At 59.2% G+C, this 21,436-nt stretch carries 17 protein-coding genes and 1 pseudogene; 8 read left to right on the top strand and 10 right to left on the bottom strand.

The window, feature by feature from the left end:
- Positions 1-149: 149 nt before the first annotated feature.
- From hutU to hutC, 3 genes are all read right to left on the bottom strand, one after another.
- Positions 150-1,832 (bottom strand): urocanate hydratase, encoded by a 1,683-nt coding sequence (gene hutU, locus F8N80_RS30220; RefSeq protein ID WP_150785293.1) that lies wholly within the window; start codon positions 1,830-1,832, stop codon positions 150-152.
- A gap of 445 nt (positions 1,833-2,277) precedes the next feature.
- The gene (locus F8N80_RS30215) at positions 2,278-2,847 is read right to left on the bottom strand and encodes a HutD/Ves family protein (RefSeq protein WP_150744908.1); all 570 of its coding nucleotides are present in this window, start codon (positions 2,845-2,847) and stop codon (positions 2,278-2,280) included.
- A gap of 10 nt (positions 2,848-2,857) precedes the next feature.
- Complete coding sequence (gene hutC / locus F8N80_RS30210; RefSeq protein WP_263596672.1) at positions 2,858-3,526, bottom strand: histidine utilization repressor; 669 nt, start codon at positions 3,524-3,526, stop codon at positions 2,858-2,860.
- Positions 3,527-3,726: 200 nt separating this feature from the next.
- Here hutC and F8N80_RS30205 point away from each other — a divergent pair, with 200 nt between their 5' ends.
- Positions 3,727-5,091, top strand: a complete 1,365-nt coding sequence (locus F8N80_RS30205; RefSeq protein WP_150744906.1) for a formimidoylglutamate deiminase — start codon at positions 3,727-3,729, stop codon at positions 5,089-5,091.
- 175 nt (positions 5,092-5,266) lie between these two features.
- Here the strand turns inward: F8N80_RS30205 and F8N80_RS30200 are convergent, their stop codons facing one another.
- Entirely contained in the window at positions 5,267-5,836 is a 570-nt protein-coding gene (locus F8N80_RS30200; protein WP_150744905.1) for a lipocalin family protein, read from the bottom strand.
- Positions 5,837-5,867: 31 nt separating this feature from the next.
- Positions 5,868-6,122 carry a hypothetical protein gene (locus F8N80_RS30195; protein ID WP_128872236.1) on the bottom strand — a complete coding sequence of 85 codons (255 nt, stop codon included), beginning with the start codon at positions 6,120-6,122 and terminating at the stop codon, positions 5,868-5,870.
- 97 nt (positions 6,123-6,219) lie between these two features.
- On the opposite strand from F8N80_RS30195, the pseudogene F8N80_RS30190 reads away from it, so the two are divergent.
- Positions 6,220-6,387 (top strand): annotated as a pseudogene (locus F8N80_RS30190) (hypothetical protein); the annotation flags it as partial.
- Positions 6,388-6,523: 136 nt separating this feature from the next.
- Here the strand turns inward: F8N80_RS30190 and F8N80_RS30185 are convergent.
- From F8N80_RS30185 to F8N80_RS30170, 3 genes are all read right to left on the bottom strand, one after another.
- Complete coding sequence (locus F8N80_RS30185) at positions 6,524-7,126, bottom strand: DUF924 family protein (RefSeq protein ID WP_150785292.1); 603 nt, start codon at positions 7,124-7,126, stop codon at positions 6,524-6,526.
- Positions 7,127-7,129: 3 nt separating this feature from the next.
- Positions 7,130-8,140, bottom strand: coding sequence for a class 1 fructose-bisphosphatase (locus tag F8N80_RS30180; protein ID WP_150744902.1), 1,011 nt, complete (start codon positions 8,138-8,140; stop codon positions 7,130-7,132).
- Between the two features lie 365 nt (positions 8,141-8,505).
- Positions 8,506-10,956 carry a glycogen/starch/alpha-glucan phosphorylase gene (locus F8N80_RS30170; RefSeq protein WP_150785290.1) on the bottom strand — a complete coding sequence of 817 codons (2,451 nt, stop codon included), beginning with the start codon at positions 10,954-10,956 and terminating at the stop codon, positions 8,506-8,508.
- Positions 10,957-11,215: 259 nt separating this feature from the next.
- On the opposite strand from F8N80_RS30170, the gene F8N80_RS30165 reads away from it, so the two are divergent.
- On the top strand, positions 11,216-11,656 hold the full coding sequence (locus F8N80_RS30165) for a YkgJ family cysteine cluster protein (protein ID WP_150744945.1): 441 nt from the start codon (positions 11,216-11,218) through the stop codon (positions 11,654-11,656).
- A gap of 216 nt (positions 11,657-11,872) precedes the next feature.
- Here the strand turns inward: F8N80_RS30165 and typA are convergent, their stop codons facing one another.
- Both typA and thiI read right to left on the bottom strand, forming a co-directional pair.
- The gene (typA, locus tag F8N80_RS30160) at positions 11,873-13,693 is read right to left on the bottom strand and encodes a translational GTPase TypA (protein ID WP_150744900.1); all 1,821 of its coding nucleotides are present in this window, start codon (positions 13,691-13,693) and stop codon (positions 11,873-11,875) included.
- Between the two features lie 139 nt (positions 13,694-13,832).
- Positions 13,833-15,287 (bottom strand): tRNA uracil 4-sulfurtransferase ThiI, encoded by a 1,455-nt coding sequence (gene thiI / locus F8N80_RS30155; RefSeq protein ID WP_150744899.1) that lies wholly within the window; start codon positions 15,285-15,287, stop codon positions 13,833-13,835.
- Positions 15,288-15,619: 332 nt separating this feature from the next.
- Between thiI and glnA the strand changes: the two genes are divergently transcribed.
- From glnA to ntrC, 5 genes are all read left to right on the top strand, one after another.
- A complete protein-coding gene (gene glnA, locus F8N80_RS30145) occupies positions 15,620-17,026 on the top strand; it encodes a glutamate--ammonia ligase (RefSeq protein ID WP_150744898.1) in 1,407 nt (468 codons plus the stop codon).
- Positions 17,027-17,327: 301 nt separating this feature from the next.
- Positions 17,328-17,843 carry a DUF4124 domain-containing protein gene (locus F8N80_RS30135; protein ID WP_150744896.1) on the top strand — a complete coding sequence of 172 codons (516 nt, stop codon included), beginning with the start codon at positions 17,328-17,330 and terminating at the stop codon, positions 17,841-17,843.
- A complete protein-coding gene (locus F8N80_RS30130; RefSeq protein ID WP_150744895.1) occupies positions 17,840-18,460 on the top strand; it encodes a DUF4124 domain-containing protein in 621 nt (206 codons plus the stop codon). Before F8N80_RS30135 ends, F8N80_RS30130 begins: the two co-directional genes overlap by 4 nt.
- A 230-nt stretch (positions 18,461-18,690) precedes the next feature.
- On the top strand, positions 18,691-19,776 hold the full coding sequence (gene glnL, locus F8N80_RS30125; protein ID WP_150744894.1) for a nitrogen regulation protein NR(II): 1,086 nt from the start codon (positions 18,691-18,693) through the stop codon (positions 19,774-19,776).
- Positions 19,773-21,209, top strand: coding sequence for a nitrogen regulation protein NR(I) (gene ntrC, locus F8N80_RS30120; protein ID WP_150744893.1), 1,437 nt, complete (start codon positions 19,773-19,775; stop codon positions 21,207-21,209). The genes glnL and ntrC overlap by 4 nt, the downstream gene beginning before the upstream one ends.
- Positions 21,210-21,436 lie beyond the last annotated feature (227 nt).

Here is a 21,436-nt window from a genome sequence, read left to right as displayed (position 1 = left end):
TGTTGGTCTGGGTTGGTGGGTTCCCCTGTAGGAGCGAGGCTTGCCCGCGAAGGCGTCTTTCCTGACACACCGAGGTGCATCGGTTCGCGGGCAAGTCGGGGCGCCGCATCGCTCGCTCCTACAGGTTTTGCATCAGGCCAAGGCCTGTTTTATTTACCGGTAATCATCGGCAGGTTCAGCCCCTGTTCCTTGGCGCAATCGATCGCGATCTGGTAACCCGCATCGGCATGACGCATGACACCGGTCGCCGGGTCGTTGTGCAGCACGCGAGCGATACGCTCGGCCGCTTCGTCAGTACCGTCGCAGACAATCACCATGCCCGAGTGCTGGGAGAAGCCCATGCCGACGCCGCCGCCGTGGTGCAGGGAAACCCAGGTCGCGCCGCTCGCGGTGTTGAGCAGGGCGTTGAGCAGTGGCCAGTCGGACACGGCATCGGAACCGTCCTGCATCGATTCGGTTTCGCGGTTCGGGCTGGCTACCGAACCGGAGTCCAGGTGGTCGCGACCGATCACGATTGGCGCGGACAATTCACCGCTGCGAACCATTTCGTTGAACGCCAGACCAAGCTTGGCGCGCAGGCCCAGACCAACCCAGCAGATACGTGCCGGCAGACCCTGGAAGCTGATGCGCTCGCGCGCCATGTCCAGCCAGTTGTGCAAGTGCGCGTCGTCCGGGATCAGCTCTTTGACCTTGGCGTCGGTTTTGTAGATGTCTTCGGCGTTGCCCGACAGTGCAGCCCAACGGAACGGACCGATACCGCGGCAGAACAGCGGACGGATGTAAGCGGGTACGAAGCCAGGGAAGTCGAATGCGTTCTCGACGCCTTCTTCTTGGGCCATCTGACGGATGTTGTTGCCGTAGTCGAAGGTCGGAATGCCCATCTTCTGGAATTCGAGCATCGCTTTAACGTGCACGGCCATGGATTGTTTGGCGGCTTTGACGACAGCGGCTGGCTCGGTCTTGGCGCGAGCGCGGTACTCTTCCCAGGTCCAGCCGGCCGGCAGGTAACCGTTGAGCGGGTCGTGGGCGCTGGTCTGGTCGGTGACCATGTCCGGGCGCACGCCACGCTTGACCAGTTCCGGCAGGATTTCAGCCGCGTTGCCGAGCAGAGCGATGGAAATCGCCTTGCCTTCTTTGGTGTACTTGGCGATGCGGGCCAGCGCGTCGTCGAGGTCGGTGGCTTGTTCATCGACATAACGGCTGTTCAGGCGGAAATCGATGCTGACCTGCTGGCATTCGATGTTCAGCGAGCAAGCGCCGGCCAGGGTGGCAGCCAGTGGTTGAGCGCCGCCCATGCCGCCGAGACCTGCAGTCAGGACCCAACGACCTGTGAGGTCATCGTTGTAGTGTTGGCGACCGGCTTCGACGAAGGTTTCGTAGGTGCCTTGAACGATGCCCTGGCTGCCGATGTAGATCCAGCTGCCGGCAGTCATCTGGCCGTACATGGCCAGGCCTTTGGCATCGAGTTCGTTGAAGTGCTCCCAGCTCGCCCAGTGTGGCACCAGGTTGGAGTTGGCGATCAGTACCCGCGGCGCGTTGCTGTGGGTCTTGAACACGCCGACCGGCTTGCCGGATTGCACCAGCAGGGTCTCGTCGTCGTTCAGGTTGGTCAGGCTTTCGACGATCTTGTCGTAGCATTCCCAGTTACGTGCCGCACGACCGATACCACCGTAAACCACCAATTCCTTAGGGTTCTCGGCAACTTCCGGGTCGAGGTTGTTCATCAGCATCCGCAGTGGCGCTTCAGTCAACCAGCTCTTGGCGGTCAGCTTGTTACCGCGGGCGGCGCGAATTTCAACGTCACGGTACTTAGTGGGTTTATTGTCAGTCACGAAAAAGACTCCTCAGCGATCAATTCAAACCAACCCTGGCGGTGGGTAAGCCAGCCTGTGCGCATGGTTGCGCCACAAGCGAATCAGTGGACGCTGCGAGGAGTCTCGGTCGACTCATACGCATACGTCTTTACTTGTACATACAAGCATATGCAATCAAGCGGCCAACTTGTTGGGTGGGCATTCAAGAAAAATCCGAAAAGCGCTGGAAAGCGCCTGGATCAAGGGTTCTGACAAGGATGAAATTTTTCGGGGGAGTTTTTGCGGGAGGGTGACGGCTGTTACTTGAGCGTGGTTTTGCGCCACGCTGGGGCATTCGGTAACAAAGTGGTGCGCAATGGGAAACGGGTTTGCCAGATGGAAAAGCTTCGCGGGCAAGCCTCGCTCCTACAAGAGATCCGCGGTCCATTGTAGGAGCGAGGCTTGCCCGCGAAAGGATTTTGGATCAGCGAGCGGACAGTTCAATCACGCAGCATGGGCCATTACCGGAGACTTCCAACAAGCCGTTGTTACCGTCGAGTTGCAGGCAATCATGGCGACCCAGTTGTGAGGCGTCGTTACCAACCTTCACTTCCAGCGCGTCGGTAACACTGAACACCAACACAGTCCCGGCCGAACTGAAAAACCGCTGCTCACCCGCCAGCCACTGCAACCGCGCGCTGTAACGCTGCGGCGCATAAATCAGGTTGAAATCGCGAATCGGCCCGCCGAGCAGTGCGCAGGACACCTGGCTGTCGCCGCTGAAGGCGAACGGGTCCAGCGGTAACAATGGCCGGGTGTCCTGGCCGTCAACGCGCAAGGTCATGCCCTCGCCCTGCAGCACGGTGATCACCCGCTCATAACCGGCGAACGTCGAGAAGCCGCCCGATTCGCCGATATCGGCAATCGAAAGACGCCAACCGAAGCCATCGAGACCGGCGCCTGCATCACGGGTAATTTCTTCAGTGCTGCCGCCGCCGTTTTTCCACGGCATGCGCGGGTAATCGGCCGCGCGCAAGACCTTCAACTGACTCATCTAATGCCCCTTACTTATGAAAGCGCCCTTCCAGACGATGGCGCGAACCTGGGTGGATCAAACGGGCGGCCGTCACCGGCTGACGGCCGGACCAGGTCCGGCGACGAATCAGCAGGCATGGTTCGCCCTTTTCAATCTGCAGCAATTTGCATTCGGCCGGCTCGGCCAGAATCGCCTCGACCACATGCTCGCCTTCGGTCAGCGGCGCGACCTGATTCAGATAGGCGTAGGGCGTTTGCAGGGTGAAATCCTGCTTGAGGTAGTCCGGCGCCACCAGTGCGTTGACGAAACGGTCTTCGATTTGCACCGGGATATCGTTTTCGAAATGCACGATCAGCGAGTGGAAAACCTTCTGGCCTTCACGCATGTCCAGCGCCAGCGCCCGCTCGGAACCGGCGGCCTCCTCTTCAAGGATGATCACCTTGCAGGCGTGGCGATGGCCCCGGGAGGCGATCTCGTCCGCGATGTTATGCACTTCAAACAGCGCGGACTGGCTTTTCGGCTCGGCGACGAAGGTCCCGACACCTTGCATACGCACCAGCAGACCATCGGCAGTCATCTCGCGCAGGGCGCGGTTGATGGTCATGCGGCTGAAACCCAACTGACTGACCAGCTCGCTTTCCGACGGAACGCGGTAGTGCGGCGGCCAGTTTCCACTGTCGATTTGCTGGGTGATCATTTGTTTGACGCGGGCGTACAAGGGCGCCGGACTGTCGCCCAGATTGGCGCTCAGATTGGCATTTGGCGGCAATGTGGCTGGCGGAGTCGGCACGGTTAATCCTTGTTCATCAAATAGAAGTTGCTAGCTTGCCGGAGTTTACCGGGCAGGCAAACGTCTGTATATGTATATACAAATAACACACGATGGGGTGCTGAACCATGTCCGCCTTCTTTGCCGAACGCGCGCTGCTGCCTAGTGGATGGGCCAACAATGTACGTCTTGAGGTCAGTGCCGAGGGCATCCTGACCCATATCCAGGCCGATTCTCACGCAGATGGCGCCGAACGGCTAAGCGGTCCGCTGCTGCCGGGAATGCCCAATCTGCACTCCCACGCCTTCCAGCGGGCCATGGCCGGGCTGGCGGAAGTGGCGGGTAATCCGAACGACAGTTTCTGGACCTGGCGCGATTTGATGTATCGCCTCGTCGGAAAAATCAGCCCGGATCAACTCGGCGTCATCGCGCGTCAGCTGTACATCGAAATGCTCAAGGCCGGTTACACCTCGGTCGCGGAATTTCATTACGTGCATCACGACAGCAATGGCCAGCCTTACGCAGACCCGGCCGAACTGGCCCTGCGCGTCAGCCACGCCGCCAGTTCCGCCGGCATCGGCCTGACGCTGTTGCCAGTGCTGTACAGCCATTCCGGTTTCGGCGGCCAGGCCCCGAACGACGGCCAGCGGCGCTTTATCAACAGCACCGAAAACTATCTCAAGCTTCAGTCGCGCCTGCAGCCGGTCCTGGCGCAACAGCCGGCACAGTCGCTGGGTCTGTGTTTCCACTCGTTGCGTGCAGTCACACCGCAGCAGATCAGCGAAGTGCTGGCAGCCAGCGATCAGCAGTGCCCGGTACACATTCACATCGCCGAACAGCAGAAGGAAGTCGATGACTGCCTGGGCTGGAGTGGCCGTCGTCCGCTGCAATGGCTGTACGAAAACACCGAAGTCGATCAACGCTGGTGCCTGGTCCACGCGACCCACGCCGATCCGCAAGAAGTCACGCTGATGGCCAAGAGTCGCGCCATTGCCGGCCTGTGCCTGACCACCGAAGCCAATCTCGGCGACGGGATTTTCCCGGCGGTGGATTTCCTGGCCCAGGGCGGGCGCATGGGCATCGGTTCCGACAGCCATGTGTCGCTCAGCGTGGTGGAAGAATTGCGTTGGCTGGAATACGGCCAGCGTCTGCGTGATCAGCGGCGCAACCGGTTGTATGGCGCGGATCAGCCAATGGTTGGCCGCACGCTGTACGACGCGGCACTGGATGGCGGAGCTCAGGCGCTGGGGCAGCCGATCGGTGCACTGGAAGTTGGCAAGCGTGCGGATTGGCTGGTGCTGGATGGCAATGATCCGTACCTGGCGACGGCCAGTGGTGACGGTATCTTGAATCGGTGGTTGTTTGCCGGTGGTGATCGTCAGGTGCGCGATGTGCTGGTCAATGGCCAGTGGGTTGTGCGTGATGGGCGTCATGCTGACGAAGAAGAAAGCAACCGCGCGTTCACCCAGGTCCTGCGCGATCTGCTGGGCTGATGCAAACACGCGACTGCCTCGGTTGACGCACCCCCCCTGTATGCGACTGCCTCGGCTGACGCAACCCCCTGTAGGAGCTGGCTTGCCAGCGAAGGCGGCCTATCAGTCAACATCATCGTTGAGTCTGATGACCTCTTCGCTGGCAAGCCAGCTCCTACAGGGGGGCTATGCGTGATCAGTTCGAGGTCTTGGCCATCTGCGTATCCGACGTGCGCCAGATCAGACGGGTAGTGTCGTAGCCCTGCTGACGCGCCTTGCTCAGCAGTTCTTCACGCACGACCCCATTGACCGTCGGGGTGCGTGACAGCAACCACAGATACTTGCGGCTCGGGTCGCCGACAATGGCGGTCTTGTAGTCGTCGCTGACGTACAACACCCAGTATTCTCCCTTTGCCACACCTGGCAGCAAACGCGAAAACCAGGTGTCGAATTCTACCCACAGCTTGTCGGACTTGCCCGGCACCTGCGGATACGCCGTGCCCTTGGCCTCTTCCCATTGCCAGTCCGACGTCAGGCAGCGGTTCAATACCAGCACGTTGCCATCCGGTTCAAGGGTGTAATGGGCTTCGGATTGCGCGCAGTTGCGCTGGAAGTACATCGGCAGACGAGCCAGCTCGTACCAGGTCCCCTGGTAGCGCTTGAGGTTGACGCTGTCGACGGTCTTGGGCGCCAACGGGTCTTCGCCAGAAGTGGCGCAACCGGCCAGTACCAGGCCGGCAAAAAGTAAAATCAGTAGCCGCTTCATTGTTTTTCTCCCGTGGGCGTATCGCCCCGGATTACTTCAGACCTTGGCCGGAAAACATCAATACCTTGTCACCGGCGTACTGCACGCTGATAAAGCTGTTTTTATCGCCCCAGGTGCAACTGGACATGCCGAGCGCGCCCGAGCAGTCGGCGGGTTTACCCAACAAGGTTTCAACCTCGGCCTTGGGCATGCCTGCCGACAGCTTCGAATAGTTTTCCTGATTGACCTTGCTGCACGCAGCCAACAACACGCAGAACGAAAGCAGGGCGATGGAACGCAGCGACATGGTGTAGCTCCTGGGGCGAAGGGGAATGGCCTGTCTGCCAAGCTGAAGCTTAGAAGAGAAAAGCCTCGTCTGGTTCCCTGGACGTGTGGCTATTTGTTTGGTTGAGGAACTGCAGGTGGGTGCCCGGGAAGCGGTCAGCATCATGATCGACAGCCAGCGCCAGAGCGAAAGCAGCGTCGGCATCGCCAATCAGGCTGGCGAGCGCCTGGGCAGCGTCACTCAGCGCATTGGTGAGATCGACGGGATGAACCAGTCGGTGGGTAGCTTCAGGATCTAAGTGATCTCTCGGGCCCCTTCGCGGGCAAGCCTCGCTCCTACAGATCATGCGGCGCCTGAAATGCTGCGCTAATTCTGTAGGAGCGAGGCTTGCCCGCGAAGGCGGCATCAGCAACAACGCAAACCTAAAACCGAGACCCCGGTTTCGAAAGAAACGCCAACTCCTCAGCCGTACTTTCCCTTCCCAACACCGCATTCCTGTGCGGAAACCGCCCAAACCGCGCAATCACCTGCTGATGCTGCTCGGCATAGTCCAGATAATCGGTAAACAGTGCCCGATCGGACTCCGGCTGTTGCGCCACCAGATCGATGTACCTGGAGACCGCCTCATTCTGCACCGCCAGACTCTCGCAGTGCTCGAACACCAGGTAGATAAACACCCGCTCGATAGGCCGCAACTGCCGATCAAAATCCGCAGCAATGCCTTGTGCCACCAGCGCCTGAGCCCTGATATCGCCTGCAAAGGATTTGGGGGTGTCGCGAAAGATCATCCGCGGCAGTTGATCGAGCAGCAGCACCAGGGCCAGCCAACCTTCGGGGCGTTGCGCCCACTCGGTCAATCCGCCGGCCAGTGCCTGCTCGACCCAGTCTCCGAAGCGCGTCTGCGCTTCGAGGTCCTGGCTATCGCGCTTGCCGAACCATAACCTGCGCCTGTCAGCCGCCACTTCGCTGGATGCTTCGGCTGAACCGAACCACCATTCGAGCAACGGCTGCCAGGGCGCGGTCATGGTTTATTCCTTGTGGTAAGCCGTGACGCGTGCGACTTCTTCTTTCGAACCGAGGAACACCGCTACGCGCTGGTGCAGGCCTTCAGGCTGAATGTCGAGGATGCGCTGATGGCCATCAGTGGAAGCGCCGCCAGCCTGTTCAACCAGGAACGACATCGGGTTGGCTTCGTACATCAGACGCAGTTTGCCTGGCTTGGACGGCTCGCGGCTGTCGCGCGGGTACATGAACAAGCCGCCACGGGTCAGGATGCGGTGCACATCGGCAACCATCGCAGCGACCCAGCGCATGTTGTAGTTCTTTTTCAGCGGGCCTTCGTCACCGGCCAGCAATTCGTTGACGTAGCGTTGTACCGGAGCTTCCCAGTGACGCTGATTGGACGCGTTGATCGCGAACTCCTGAGTGGACTCCGGGATTTTGATGTCTTCATGGGTCAGCACGAAGCTGCCCATTTCACGGTCCAGGGTGAAGCCTTTCACGCCGTCGCCCAGGGTCAGGATCAGCATGGTCTGTGGACCGTAGATCGCGTAACCGGCGGCAACTTGCTGGGTGCCTGGCTGCAGAAAGGCTTTTTCGCTCAGGGATTCGTTCTGGCTCAGGTGTTCGTTCGGGCAACGCAGTACCGAGAAGATGGTGCCGACCGGCGCGTTGATATCGATGTTCGACGAACCGTCCAGTGGGTCGAATACCAGCAGGTAGGCGCCTTTCGGGTATTTGCCCGGGATCTGGTAGGCGTTGTCCATTTCTTCGGACGCCATGCCGGCCAGGTGACCGCCCCATTCATTGGCTTCGAGCAGGATCTCGTTGGAGATCACGTCGAGTTTCTTCTGCACTTCGCCTTGGACGTTTTCAGTGCCCATGCTGCCCAAAACGCCACCGAGGGCGCCTTTGGACACGGCGTGGCTGATCTCTTTGCAAGCACGCGCCACCACTTCGATCAGGAAACGCAGATCGGCAGGAGTGTTGTTGCTACGGGTCTGCTCAATCAAATAGCGACTCAGGGTAACGCGGGACATGGACGACTCCGGTGGAATGGGGGGGGCTAAAAACACGCGCAGTTTAGCGCGAGTCGGGGCGCATTTCCTCCTATCAGACGTGTTACATCCAATAGAGTTCATGCGCCCGGATGAGCGTAGTTCGAAACTGGCTTCTTTATCGACAGATAAATCGCCTTCGCCGGCAAGCCGGTCTCGCTCCCATATTGGAGTGGGTACATTTGTGGGAGCGGGCTTGCTCGCGAAGAGGCCATCACATTCAACATTGATGTCAAATGTCAGTCCGCTTTCGCGAGCAAGCCCGCTCCCACAAGGATCAAGTTGGTGCTGAGTATATCGATCGAGCCCAACCGCCGTCGGGACTGGCTCGCAATTATCGTTAAAAGTTATTCCAGCGCTTTCCAGATATCCGTGGCGTATTCGCGAATGGTCCGGTCGGAGGAGAACCAGCCCATCCGGGAGGTGCTCAATACTGCCGAACGCCACCATGCTTTAGAATCGTGCCAATGGGCTTCGACACGCATCTGCGCGTCCCAGTAGGAATCGAAATCGGCGCAGACCAGGAACCGGTCGTAGTCGATCAGCGAATCGATCAGTCCGGTATAGCGAGCCGGATCATCCGGCGAGAACACCCCGCCCCGTATCGCCTGCAGCACGTCATTAAGGCGGTGGGACGCGGCAATATCCGGCGTCGCGTTGAACTCGTGGTTCTGCTTGCGCGCCTCGACCTGCTGGGCGCTGAGGCCGAAGATGAACATGTGTTCGGCGCCGATAAACTCGCACATTTCCACGTTGGCCCCGTCCAGCGTGCCGATGGTCAACGCGCCGTTGAGGCCGAACTTCATATTGCTGGTACCCGAGGCTTCGAAGCCTGCGGTAGAAATCTGCTCCGACAAATCCGCCGCCGGAATGATGCTTTCCGCCAGGCTGACGTTGTAGTTGGGCAGGAACACCACTTTGAGCAAGCCACGCACGGTCGGGTCGTTGTTCACGACCCGGGCAATGTCGTTGGTCAACTTGATGATGAGCTTGGCCTGGTGATAACTGGCTGCGGCCTTGCCGGCGAAAATCTTCACCCGCGGCACCCAGTCGATTTCCGGCTCGGCACGAATCGCCTGATAAAGCGCGACGGTGTGCAGCAGGTTCAGCAACTGACGTTTGTATTCGTGGATCCGCTTGACCTGTACGTCGAACATCGCCGCCGGGTTGACCGCCACCCCCAGTCGCTCGTGGATGATATACGCCAAGGCGTTCTTGCTGTGCAGGCGCTGCTCGGCAAACGCCTTGCGGAACGCAGGCTTCTCGGCAAAAGGTTCCAGGTCCTGCAAGCGCACTTCAGGGTTATCGAGCAGATCCGGGCCTAGCGCATCGACCATCATCGAGGTCAGTTCAGGGTTGGCCTGGTAGAGCCAGCGGCGGAAGGTAATACCGTTGGTCTTGTTGTTGATCCGCTCCGGGTAAAGCTTGTGCAGCTCTGAGAACACCGTTTTGCGCATCAGTTGCGTATGCAGCCCGGATACGCCGTTGACACTGTGGGAACCGAGAAACGCCAGGTTACCCATGCGCACACGACGGCCGTTGTCTTCTTCGATCAGCGACACCGCGCGCAGCACTTCGAAGTCGTGGACGCCCTTGGCCCGCAGCGAGTCGATGTGCTGGGCATTGATCAGGTAAATGATCTGCATGTGCCGCGGCAGCATGCGTTCCATCAAACCGACCGGCCAGGTTTCCAGCGCTTCCGGCAACAACGTGTGGTTGGTGTAGGACAGCGTGTCGACGGTGACCTGCCACGCGGCGTCCCACGCCACGTCGTACACGTCAACCAGCTGACGCATCAGCTCGGCCACGGCGATCGAGGGGTGGGTGTCGTTGAGCTGGATCGCCGCATGATCGCCCAGGGTCAGGACCGAGGTGTGCATGTTGCGATGGCGCCGCAGCAAGTCCTGCAAGGACGCGGCGACGAAGAAGTATTCCTGGCGCAGGCGCAGTTCCTGGCCGGCTTCGGTGCTGTCTGCCGGGTAGAGTACGCGGGAAATACTTTCGGCTCGGGCGACTTCCGCCACGGCGCCCAAGTGGTCGCCGGCGTTGAAGCGCTCCAGGTGCAAATCTTCCATGGCACGGGCACGCCATAAGCGCAACGTGTTGACGCTCGCCCCGCGCCAGCCGACCACCGGGGTGTCATAGGCAATCGCGCGGACGGTTTCCGCCGGGGTCCAGACTTGCTTGGATTTGCCTGTTTCGTCGGTGACGGTTTCGACGCTGCCGCCGAAGCCAATCGGGTACACGACCTCTGGCCGTTCAAATTCCCATGGGTTGCCGAAATCCAGCCAGTGTTCGGTTTGTTCCTGCTGCCAGCCATCGACGATGGCCTGACGGAACAAGCCGTGCTCGTAACGAATGCCGTAGCCGTGCCCGGCAATGCCGAGGGTCGACATGCTTTCCATGAAGCACGCGGCCAGACGACCGAGGCCACCGTTACCCAAGGCTGCATCGGGCTCCAGCAGGCGGATGCGCTCAAGGTCGACGCCGAGTTCGGTCAGGGCCTCCCGGGCCACATCCAGCAGGCCGAGGTTGCTCAGGCTGTCGTACAGCAGCCGGCCGATGAGAAATTCCAGGGAGAGGTAGTAAACCCGCTTCTGACCTTTGCGGTAGATCTGTCGGGTGTGATCCATCCAGTGCTCGACCATGTGATCGCGCGCCGCCAAGGCAATGGCTTCGAACCAGTCGTGGTCGAAGGCGTGATCCGGGTCTTTGCCCACCGCGTAGGTGAGTTTGGTCAAGACGGCGTCGCGAAATGCGGCCACCTCTGCTTCGCGAACAAGTGGTTCTTGAGTCATCAATAAGACCTCGAGCGAGCGTGAAATAGTTGAGCCTAGACGGTCAGACAGGTCGTTGTAACTCTGGTTCTGCAGTTTTAACCGTTAGTGTGAGATAGATCGACATTACCTTAGCGCGCACCGGAAAGAATGCAGGGCCCGTGCCGAAATACTGCTGTTATTGAGCAGATCATGAAAAAATCTGGCGAAAGGTTGTTCAAAAATCCACCAGTCCCGGTATGATCGCGCGCCCTGATGCACACGCTGGTAACAATCGATGATGAAGTCCAACCTGATCGCCGCCGCGGAGATCGATCGCCTCGATACCTGGGCCAAGTACTCTGCGCCGATGTGCGGTTCGTGCATATCCAGCTGCTGCACGTTGCCGGTCGAGGTCAAGATCAAGGATCTGATCCGCATCGGCATCGTCGACGAATTCGAGCGCGGCGAGCCAGCGAAGAACATCGCCAAGCGCTTGCAGAAGGAAGGCATCGTCGAACGCTACAACCAGAAGTCCGAGATCTTCACCCTCCAGCGCATGAGCAACAACGATTGCCTGTACCTGGATCGTAAGAGCCGTCTGTGCACTATTTATGAAAAGCGCCCGGACACCTGCCGCAACCACCCGAAAATCGGGCCGCGGCCGGGGTATTGCGCTTACAAGCCCAAAGAAGTGGCGCGTGAGACCAGCAGCTCCCGCCGCACCCTGGAAAAGTTCTGATCCCGAAACTCGCTGCCTGACAGCGCCTCTTCGCGGGCAAGCCCGCTCCCACAGTGTTCAGTGTTGGACGCAGATTCTGTGAACAACACCAATCACTGTGGGAGCGGGCTTGCCCGCGATGGGGCCAGATCAAACACCACACAAATCCCAGACAAACAAAAACGCCCCCGACCTTGCGGTCGGGGGCGTTTTTTTAGCTGCTAACTAAGTCGAAACTCAGTTGCCGCTTTTCTTGGCAGCGCGGGTACGCTCGCTTTCGCCCAGGATCTTCTTGCGAAGACGGATGGACTTAGGAGTGACTTCGCACAATTCGTCTTCTTGAACGAATTCCAGAGCTTGTTCCAGGGTGAAACGGATAGGCGGAACCAGAGCGATGGTTTCGTCTTTACCCGAGGCACGCATGTTGTCGAGCTTCTTGCCTTTGGTTGGGTTAACGCCCAGGTCGTTGTCGCGGCTGTTGATGCCGACGATTTGACCTTCGTACACGTCTTCGCCGTGACCCAGGAACAGTTTGCCGCGAGCTTGCAGGGTTTCCAGCGAGTAAGTCAGTGCCTTACCGGTAGCAACCGAAACCAGCACGCCGTTCTGACGGCCGGACATGTCGCCGGACTTCATCACGTCGTAACGGTCGAAGATCGAGGTCAGGATGCCTGCACCGGAGGTCAGGGTCAGGAACTCGTTACGGAAACCGATCAAGCCACGAGCCGGGATGTTGTACTCAAGGCGCACACGGCCCTTGCCATCCGGAACCATGTTGGTCAGGTCGCCTTTACGGATACCGATCTGTTCCATGATCGAACCTTGCGATTCTTCCGGCAGGTCGATGGTCACGTTTTCGTACGGTTCGTGCTTGACGCCGTCAACCATGCGGATGATCACTTCCGGACGACCAACACCCATTTCGAAGCCTTCGCGACGCATGGTTTCGATCAGTACCGAGAGGTGCAGCTCACCACGGCCGGAGACTTTGAACTTGTCGGCGGTGTCGCCTTCTTCAACGCGCAGGGCAACGTTGTAGAGCAGTTCCTTGTCCAGACGTTCCTTGATGTTACGGCTGGTGACGAACTTGCCTTCACGGCCGCAGAACGGCGAGTCGTTAACCTGGAAGGTCATCGAAACGGTTGGTTCGTCAACGGTCAGCGGCTTCATCGCTTCGACGTTCAGTGGGTCGCACAGAGTGTCGGAGATGAACAGCTGGTCGAAGCCGCTGATGCAGACGATGTCGCCGGCAGCTGCTTCTTCAACGTCAACGCGGTGCAGACCGTGGTGACCCATCAGTTTCAGGATACGACCGTTACGGCGCTTGCCGTCAGCATCGATCGCCACAACCTGGGTGTTCGGCTTGACGCGACCACGAGCGATACGGCCAACGCCGATGATGCCCAGGAAGCTGTTGTAGTCCAGTGCCGAGATTTGCATCTGGAACGGACCGTCACGGTCAACTTTCGGTGCTGGTACGTTGTCGACGATCGACTGGTACAGCGGGGTCATGTCTTCAGCCATGTCGGTGTGTTCCAGACCGGCAATGCCGTTCAGGGCCGAGGCGTAGACGACTTTGAAGTCCAGCTGTTCTTCGGTAGCACCGAGGTTGTCGAACAGGTCGAAGATCTGGTCCAGAACCCAGTCCGGACGCGCGCCTGGACGGTCAACCTTGTTGATGACCACGATTGGACGCAGGCCGGCTTCGAAAGCCTTCTTGGTCACGAAACGGGTTTGCGGCATAGGGCCGTCTTGAGCGTCAACCAGCAGCAGAACGGAGTCAACCATCGACATTACGCGTTCAACTTCGCCGCCGAAGTCGGCGTGGCCCGGGGTGTCCACGATGTTGATGTGGTAGCCGTTCCAGTTGATGGCGGTGTTTTTCGCCAGAATGGTAATACCGCGCTCTTTCTCCTGGTCGTTGGAGTCCATCACGCGCTCGTCGTTGAGCTCGTTGCGCTCCAGGGTGCCGGATTGACGCAAGAGTTTGTCTACCAGGGTGGTTTTACCATGGTCAACGTGAGCAATGATGGCGATGTTGCGTAGATTTTCGATCACTTGTGTATCTCGATCAGAGGATTCGGTGTGCTGACAAGTCTTGGCAGCGATTTACAGTAGAGTCAGGCCTTGCCGTTACAGCTTGACGGCAGAGTCGGGGGGCCGGTGACGCAGGCCACAGGCATACAGCCCCGGGCTCTTAGCTCGGTCGATAAACGCGCACATTGGCATGCCCCTCACTGAGCAAATGGTGGGCATGCAGGCGACTCATCACGCCTTTGTCGCAATACAGCAGGTACTGGCGAGTAGGGTCCAGTTCCTTGAAACGAGCGTTCAATGCATAAAACGGCATCGTCTGTACCTCAATGCCACCGAGTTCGAGCGGCTCGTCTTCAGCGGCATCCGGGTGACGGATGTCGATGATGATCTGACCCGCCAGCGCTTCGCTGACTTCTTCGATTTGCAAGTCCTGGCCCAATTCGTCGATCACACGATCGATCGGCACCAGTTTGGCGTTCTCGAGCGCACGCTCAAGGACCGCCATGTCGAATTCTTTCTCTTCATGCTCCACGCGCGGACGCTTGGCGTGGGTCTTGGGGTTCACCGAGATGACCCCGCAGTATTCCGGCATGTGCTTGGCGAAATCGGCGGTGCCGATTTCGTTGGCCAGGTCGATGATGTCCTGCTTGTGACTGGCGATCAGTGGACGCAAGACCAGCTTGTCGGTCACGCAGTCGATCACGGACAGGTTCGGCAGCGTCTGGCTCGACACCTGGGAAATCGCTTCGCCGGTGACCAGCGCTTCGATCTCCAGCCGATCGGCAATACGAGAAGCAGCGCGCAACATCATACGCTTCAAAACCACGCCCATATGACTGTTATCGACTTTCCCGAGAATTTCTCCCAGTACTTCCTCGAACGGTACACTGACAAATAACACGCGCTGAGAGCTGCCGTACTTCTTCCAGATGAAATGCGCGACCTCCATGACGCCCAGCTCATGGGCACGCCCGCCCAGATTGAAGAAGCAGAAATGGCTCATAAGCCCGCGGCGCATGATCTGGTAGGCGGCAACGGTGGAATCGAAGCCGCCGGACATCAGCACAAGCGTCTGTTCCAGGGCACCCAGCGGATAACCGCCGATGCTGTTGTGCTGGTTGTGGATCACGAACAACCGTTTGTCGCGAATTTCGATGCGAACTTCGATTTCCGGCGTTTTCAGCGAGATTCCGGCGGCGCCACACTGACGACGCAGTTGGCTGCCGACATATTTCTCGACGTCCATCGAGCTGAATTCATGCTTGCCGGCACGCTTGCAGCGCACCGAAAAGATCTTCCCGGCCAGCGAATCTCCGAAGTGCTGCTTGCACTTGGCGACGATGTCGTCGAAGTCGCCCAGCGGGTATTCGTCGACCTGCAGGAAATGCGCGATGCCCGGCATGCAGCTCAGGCGCTCGGTCATCTCCTTCAGGGCCTTGGGCTCGCTGACGCGGGTTTCCAGCTCGAGATTGTCCCACACACCGTTCACCACCACGGCCGGGTCCAGGTCGCGGAGCACGGTACGGATGTTTTTGGCCAACTGACGGATGAAACGCATCCGTACCGGGCGGCTCTTGATGGTGATCTCGGGAAAGACTTTTACGATTAGTTTCATGAAAACAGCGCGCGCTGGGCCAGCCGAAAAAGGGGGGCGCGGATTATAGCGGAAATTGCTCAAGGTTTAACCAGTTTATGTACAGAAGGTTTTGCGCGCACCAAAACAGGTCATTTATTGAATCGAGCGCCACATTACAGGGCGAGAATTTGCTCTTTATGTCTCATTGCACCTTTATAAGCGTGATATTGGGGCAAAAAAACCATGATGGGGCACTGGCATGCAATTTGCTCCCTTGTGAGGCAGGTTGCCTTGGCAGAGTATTCGCGCCGGCATCACCCACATTCCAAGGGCCATCCACTACCCAAGCCCGAATCCACCCGGAGGACACTATGTCGAAGTCGGTTCAACTCATCAAAGATCATGACGTCAAGTGGATTGATCTGCGCTTCACGGACACCAAAGGCACTCAGCACCACGTGACCATGCCGGCTCGCGACGCGCTGGATGAAGCTTTCTTCGAAGAAGGCAAAATGTTCGACGGTTCCTCCATCGCTGGCTGGAAAGGCATCGAAGCCTCCGACATGATCCTGATGCCGGACGACAGCACTGCCGTTCTCGACCCGTTCACCGAAGAGCCGACCCTGATCCTGGTCTGCGACGTGATCGAGCCTTCGACCATGCAAGGCTACGACCGTGACCCACGTGCGATCGCCAAGCGTGCCGAGGAATACCTGAAGTCGACCGGTATCGGCGACACCGTATTCGTTGGCCCGGAGCCTGAGTTCTTCATCTTCGACGAAGTGAAGTTCAAGTCCGACATCTCCGGCTCGATGTTCAAAATCTTCTCCGAACAAGGTTCGTGGATGTCCGACCAGGACGTGGAAGGCGGCAACCGTGGCCACCGTCCAGGCGTCAAAGGCGGCTACTTCCCTGTTCCGCCGTTCGACCACGACCACGAAATCCGTACCTCCATGTGCAACGCCATGGAAGAAATGGGCCTGGTCATCGAAGTTCACCACCACGAAGTGGCGACTGCCGGCCAGAACGAAATCGGCGTGAAGTTCAACACCCTGGTAGCCAAGGCTGACGAAGTTCAGACCCTGAAGTACTGCGTACACAACGTTGCCGATGCCTACGGCCGCACCGCGACCTTCATGCCTAAGCCGCTGTACGGCGACAACGGTTCGGGTATGCACGTTCACCTGTCCATCGCCAAAGATGGCAAGAACACCTTCGCTGGCGAAGGCTATGCCGGCCTGTCCGACACCGCCCTGTTCTTCATCGGCGGCATCATCAAGCACGGTAAGGCCCTGAACGGCTTCACCAACCCGTCGACCAACTCCTACAAGCGTCTGGTCCCAGGTTTCGAAGCTCCGGTAATGCTGGCCTACTCGGCTCGCAACCGTTCCGCTTCGATCCGTATTCCTTACGTGTCCAGCCCTCGCGCTCGCCGTATCGAAGCCCGCTTCCCGGATCCGGCAGCCAACCCGTACCTGGCCTTCGCTGCCCTGGTAATGGCCGGCCTGGACGGTATCCAGAACAAGATCCACCCAGGCGATGCTGCTGACAAAAATCTGTACGACCTGCCGCCTGAAGAGGCGAAAGAGATCCCACAAGTTTGCGGCAGCCTGAAGGAAGCCCTGGAAGAGCTGGACAAAGGTCGTGCGTTCCTGACCAAAGGCGGCGTTTTCAGCGACGACTTCATCGACGCTTACATCGCCCTGAAAAGCGAAGAAGAAATCAAGGTACGTACCTTCGTACACCCACTGGAATACGAGCTGTACTACAGCTGCTGATCCGGTAGCGCTGCGGCACGCGGCGTGACAAAAAGAGAGGCCTCCTTCGGGAGGCCTTTTTTGTGCCCACGATTCAGCAAGCGAAGAAAATCCAATGTGGGAGCGGGCTTGCTCGCGAAGAGGCAATCACATTCAACATCGATATTGAACGACCCACCGCTTTCGCGAGCAAGCCCGCTCCCACAGGGGATCTGTGGTATTTGGGGAATTTCGGAAATCATGCCCAAATGTTTACAACTTGGGTCAACCGCCAGCCCTGACCTATGCTGCACCCCAACGCTTTCGTTTCTGGTCGATTTTTATGGGTCGTGGTTTTCTTCTGGTATTGCTGCTGATCGCCCTGCCCGCCGCAGCGCAGATCTATAGGTACACCGACGCCAACGGCAACACTGCCTACAGCAATCAACCACCCGATGGCGTGAAGGCGCAGCCGGTCGAGTTGCCGCCGCTCAACAGCGTCGAGCCTCAATCGCCCAAAGAGCCTGCGCCACCTGCCGACGCCGCCGATCGCGAGCAACCCCGCGGCGCCTACGAGGTGCTGGAGCTGACCGGCCTGCCTACTACCGAAGCCCTGCGCGCCAACAATGGCACCTTCACGGTCAACGTATTGATCAAGCCACGCCTGCAAGGCCCACATCTGTTCAGGCTGCTGCTGGACGATCAACCCTACGGCCAGCCCAGCAACGTGCCGATCCTGCAACTGGTGAACATAGATCGCGGCTTGCACAGCCTCGCGGTGCAGGTGATCGACGGGGAAACCATCGTCCAGCAAAGTCCGAGCGTAACCTTCACCGTGCAGCGGGTGCATAAGCCGTGAGGTGCTGGCTGTTGATCGCATGCTGGATCGCCCTGCCCGTAGCGGCCGAAGTGTTCACCTACGTCGACGCCCAGGGTCATCGAGTCTTCACCGACCGACCAGGCGCAGGCAACGCCAAGCGAGTGCCGATAGCCCCGAGTAATCGCGTGTCAGCCAACCCGACCGCTGCAGCACCGGTCGTTGCCGGTAAAAAGACCGCAGCCAAAGCATCTTTCCACTACGACATGCTGCGAGTACTGGTACCGGAGCCCGATGCCACCGTGCGCAGCAGCGCCGGCGAACTGATCGTCAGCGTCACCAGCGAACCCGGCCTGCAACGCGGTCACCGCTTCCGTCTGTTGCTGGACGGCGAACCCGTTGCCGAACCCGGCCCCAGCCCGGTCTTCCCCTTGAGCAACGTCGACCGCGGCAGTCATAACCTGTCCGTGGAGATCCTCGACGAAGAGGGCCGCACCGTCGAACGCACGGCCAATCAGCCATTCCACATGCTGCGCATATCCCTCGCGCAGAAACGCCAGGTCAAACCCTGCGCGCTCGATGACTACGGCCAACGACCGGAATGTCCACTCAAAGCCAAACCCGAGGAAGAGAAAAATTCCTTCCTGCCTTTCTTCTAACCTCGCTCAACTTTGCGCACTATATTGGGGCGACAACCTGCCCCCTACCCACTACCCACCCCATTTTGGTTCGAAAGTACCCGCGAAAGCTGGCAGTACGCCACGTAAACGAGCGCCAATCGCCTGTTTCTGGCCTTAAACGCTTCTTTTCGGAGCCTTGGTTTGGTTTTTGCATTTTCCTTGTATCAACGCTTGTTTCTTGCGCACGCTCCGCTCCAAAAGAGGTCCTGATGACCATAAGCGACGCACTACACCGTTTGCTACTCGACAACCTGACCACCGCTACCATCCTGCTCGACGCCGAACTGCGTCTGGAGTACATGAACCCGGCGGCGGAGATGCTCCTGGCCATCAGCGGCCAGCGCAGCCATGGGCAGTTCATCAGCGAGTTGTTCACCGAATCCACCGAAGCCCTGAACTCCCTGCGCCAGGCGGTCGAGCAGGCGCACCCGTTCACCAAGCGCGAAGCGATGCTCACTGCCCTCACCGGCCAGACCCTGACCGTCGACTACGCGGTAACGCCGATCCTGGCGAGCGGCGTCACCCTGCTGCTATTGGAAGTCCATCCCCGTGACCGTCTGTTACGGATCACCAAGGAAGAGGCCCAGCTGTCGAAGCAAGAAACCAGCAAGATGCTGGTGCGCGGCCTCGCTCACGAAATCAAGAATCCGCTGGGCGGGATTCGCGGCGCGGCGCAATTGCTCGCCCGGGAATTGCCGGAAGAAAGCTTGCGTGACTACACCAACGTCATCATCGAAGAAGCCGACCGCCTGCGTAACCTGGTCGATCGCATGCTCGGCTCCAACAAATTGCCGTCCCTGGCCATGTGTAACATTCATGAAGTGCTCGAGCGCGTCGGACAACTGGTCGAGGCCGAAAGCCAGGGTCGCATTACTTTGGTGCGCGACTACGACCCAAGCATTCCCGACGTGTTGATCGATCGTGAACAGATGATCCAGGCGGTGCTGAACATCGTGCGCAACGCGATGCAGGCCATCAACAGCCAGAATGAGCTGCGTCTGGGCCGCATCAGTTTGCGCACCCGCGCCATGCGCCAGTTCACCATCGGCCACGTGCGCCATCGCCTGGTAACCAAGATCGAAATCATCGACAACGGGCCGGGCATTCCCTCCGAGCTCCAGGAAACCATCTTCTTTCCCATGGTCAGCGGCCGCCCGGACGGTACCGGGCTGGGCCTGGCCATTACCCAGAACATCATCAGCCAGCACCAGGGTCTGATCGAATGTGACAGCCATCCAGGCCACACCACGTTCTCGATCTTTCTGCCACTGGAACAAGGAGCCACATCGACATGAGCCGTAGTGAAACCGTGTGGATCGTCGATGACGACCGTTCTATCCGTTGGGTCCTGGAAAAAGCCCTGCAGCAAGAAGGCATGACCACGCAAAGCTTCGACAGCGCCGATGGCGTGATGAGCCGCCTGGCGCGCCAGCAGCCGGACGTAATCATCTCCGACATCCGCATGCCCGGTACCAGCGGTCTGGACCTTCTGGCGCGGATTCGCGAACAACACCCACGGCTGCCGGTGATCATCATGACCGCGCACTCCGACCTGGACAGCGCTGTCGCGTCCTATCAGGGCGGTGCTTTCGAATACCTGCCCAAGCCGTTCGATGTCGACGAAGCGGTATCGCTGGTCAAGCGCGCCAACCAGCACGCTCAAGAACAGCAAGGCCTGGAAGTCCCGGTCGCCCTGGCCCGTACGCCAGAAATCATCGGTGAAGCACCGGCGATGCAGGAAGTGTTTCGCGCCATCGGGCGCTTGAGCCATTCCAACATCACCGTGCTGATCAACGGCGAATCCGGTACCGGTAAAGAGCTGGTGGCCCATGCCCTGCACCGTCATAGCCCAAGGGCGTCTTCGCCGTTCATCGCGCTGAACATGGCGGCGATCCCGAAAGACCTGATGGAGTCCGAGCTGTTCGGCCATGAGAAAGGTGCGTTCACCGGCGCAGCCAACCTGCGTCGCGGGCGTTTTGAGCAAGCGGACGGTGGCACGCTGTTCCTCGATGAAATCGGCGACATGCCGGCCGACACCCAGACCCGTTTATTGCGCGTCCTGGCCGATGGCGAGTTCTACCGCGTCGGCGGCCACGTGCCGGTGAAGGTCGATGTGCGAATCATTGCCGCGACTCACCAGAATCTGGAAACTCTGGTGCACGCAGGAAAATTCCGCGAAGACTTGTTCCACCGCCTCAATGTGATCCGCATTCATATTCCACGGCTGTCGGACCGTCGCGAAGACATCCCGACCCTGGCCAAGCACTTCCTCAGCCGCGCCGCGCAAGAACTGGCGGTGGAGCCGAAGCTGCTGAAAAGCGAAACCGAGGAATACCTGAAGAACCTGCCGTGGGGCGGCAACGTGCGTCAGCTGGAGAACACTTGCCGCTGGATCACGGTGATGGCTTCGGGTCGCGAAGTACACATCAGCGACCTGCCGCCGGAGCTGTTGAGCCTGCCGCAGGATTCGGCACCGGTGACCAACTGGGAGCAGGCGCTGCGGCAATGGGCCGATCAGGCGTTGGCTCGCGGCCAGTCGAGCCTGCTCGACAGCGCCGTGCCGGCTTTCGAGCGGATCATGATCGAGACCGCCCTCAAACACACCGCTGGCCGTCGGCGCGATGCCGCCGTCTTGCTGGGCTGGGGGCGTAACACCCTGACGCGCAAGATCAAGGAACTGGGGATGAAGGTTGATGGTGGGGATGATGATGAGGGGGAAGAAGGCTAAACAGCCGCTAGATCTTCGCTGACAGATACATCCATTCGCGGGCAAGCCCGCTCCCACAGGGTTCAATGGTGTTCGCACAATAGTGAAAACACCGAAGTCCACTGTGGGAGATTCTATGGTTGAGGGGAAGCCTCAACCTGCTTTCGGTTGGTATTCGCTCTGCCCTTTCAGTAGGGCGAATACGATTCGAGCGAGTTTGCGAGCCAGTATCACCAGTGCTTGCGTGG

The sequence above is a fragment of the Pseudomonas fluorescens genome, assembly GCF_902497995.1.
In the GTDB taxonomy this organism is placed as follows: Bacteria; Pseudomonadota; Gammaproteobacteria; order Pseudomonadales; family Pseudomonadaceae; genus Aquipseudomonas; species Aquipseudomonas fluorescens_BK.
This window is presented reverse-complemented; position numbering and strand designations above follow the sequence as displayed.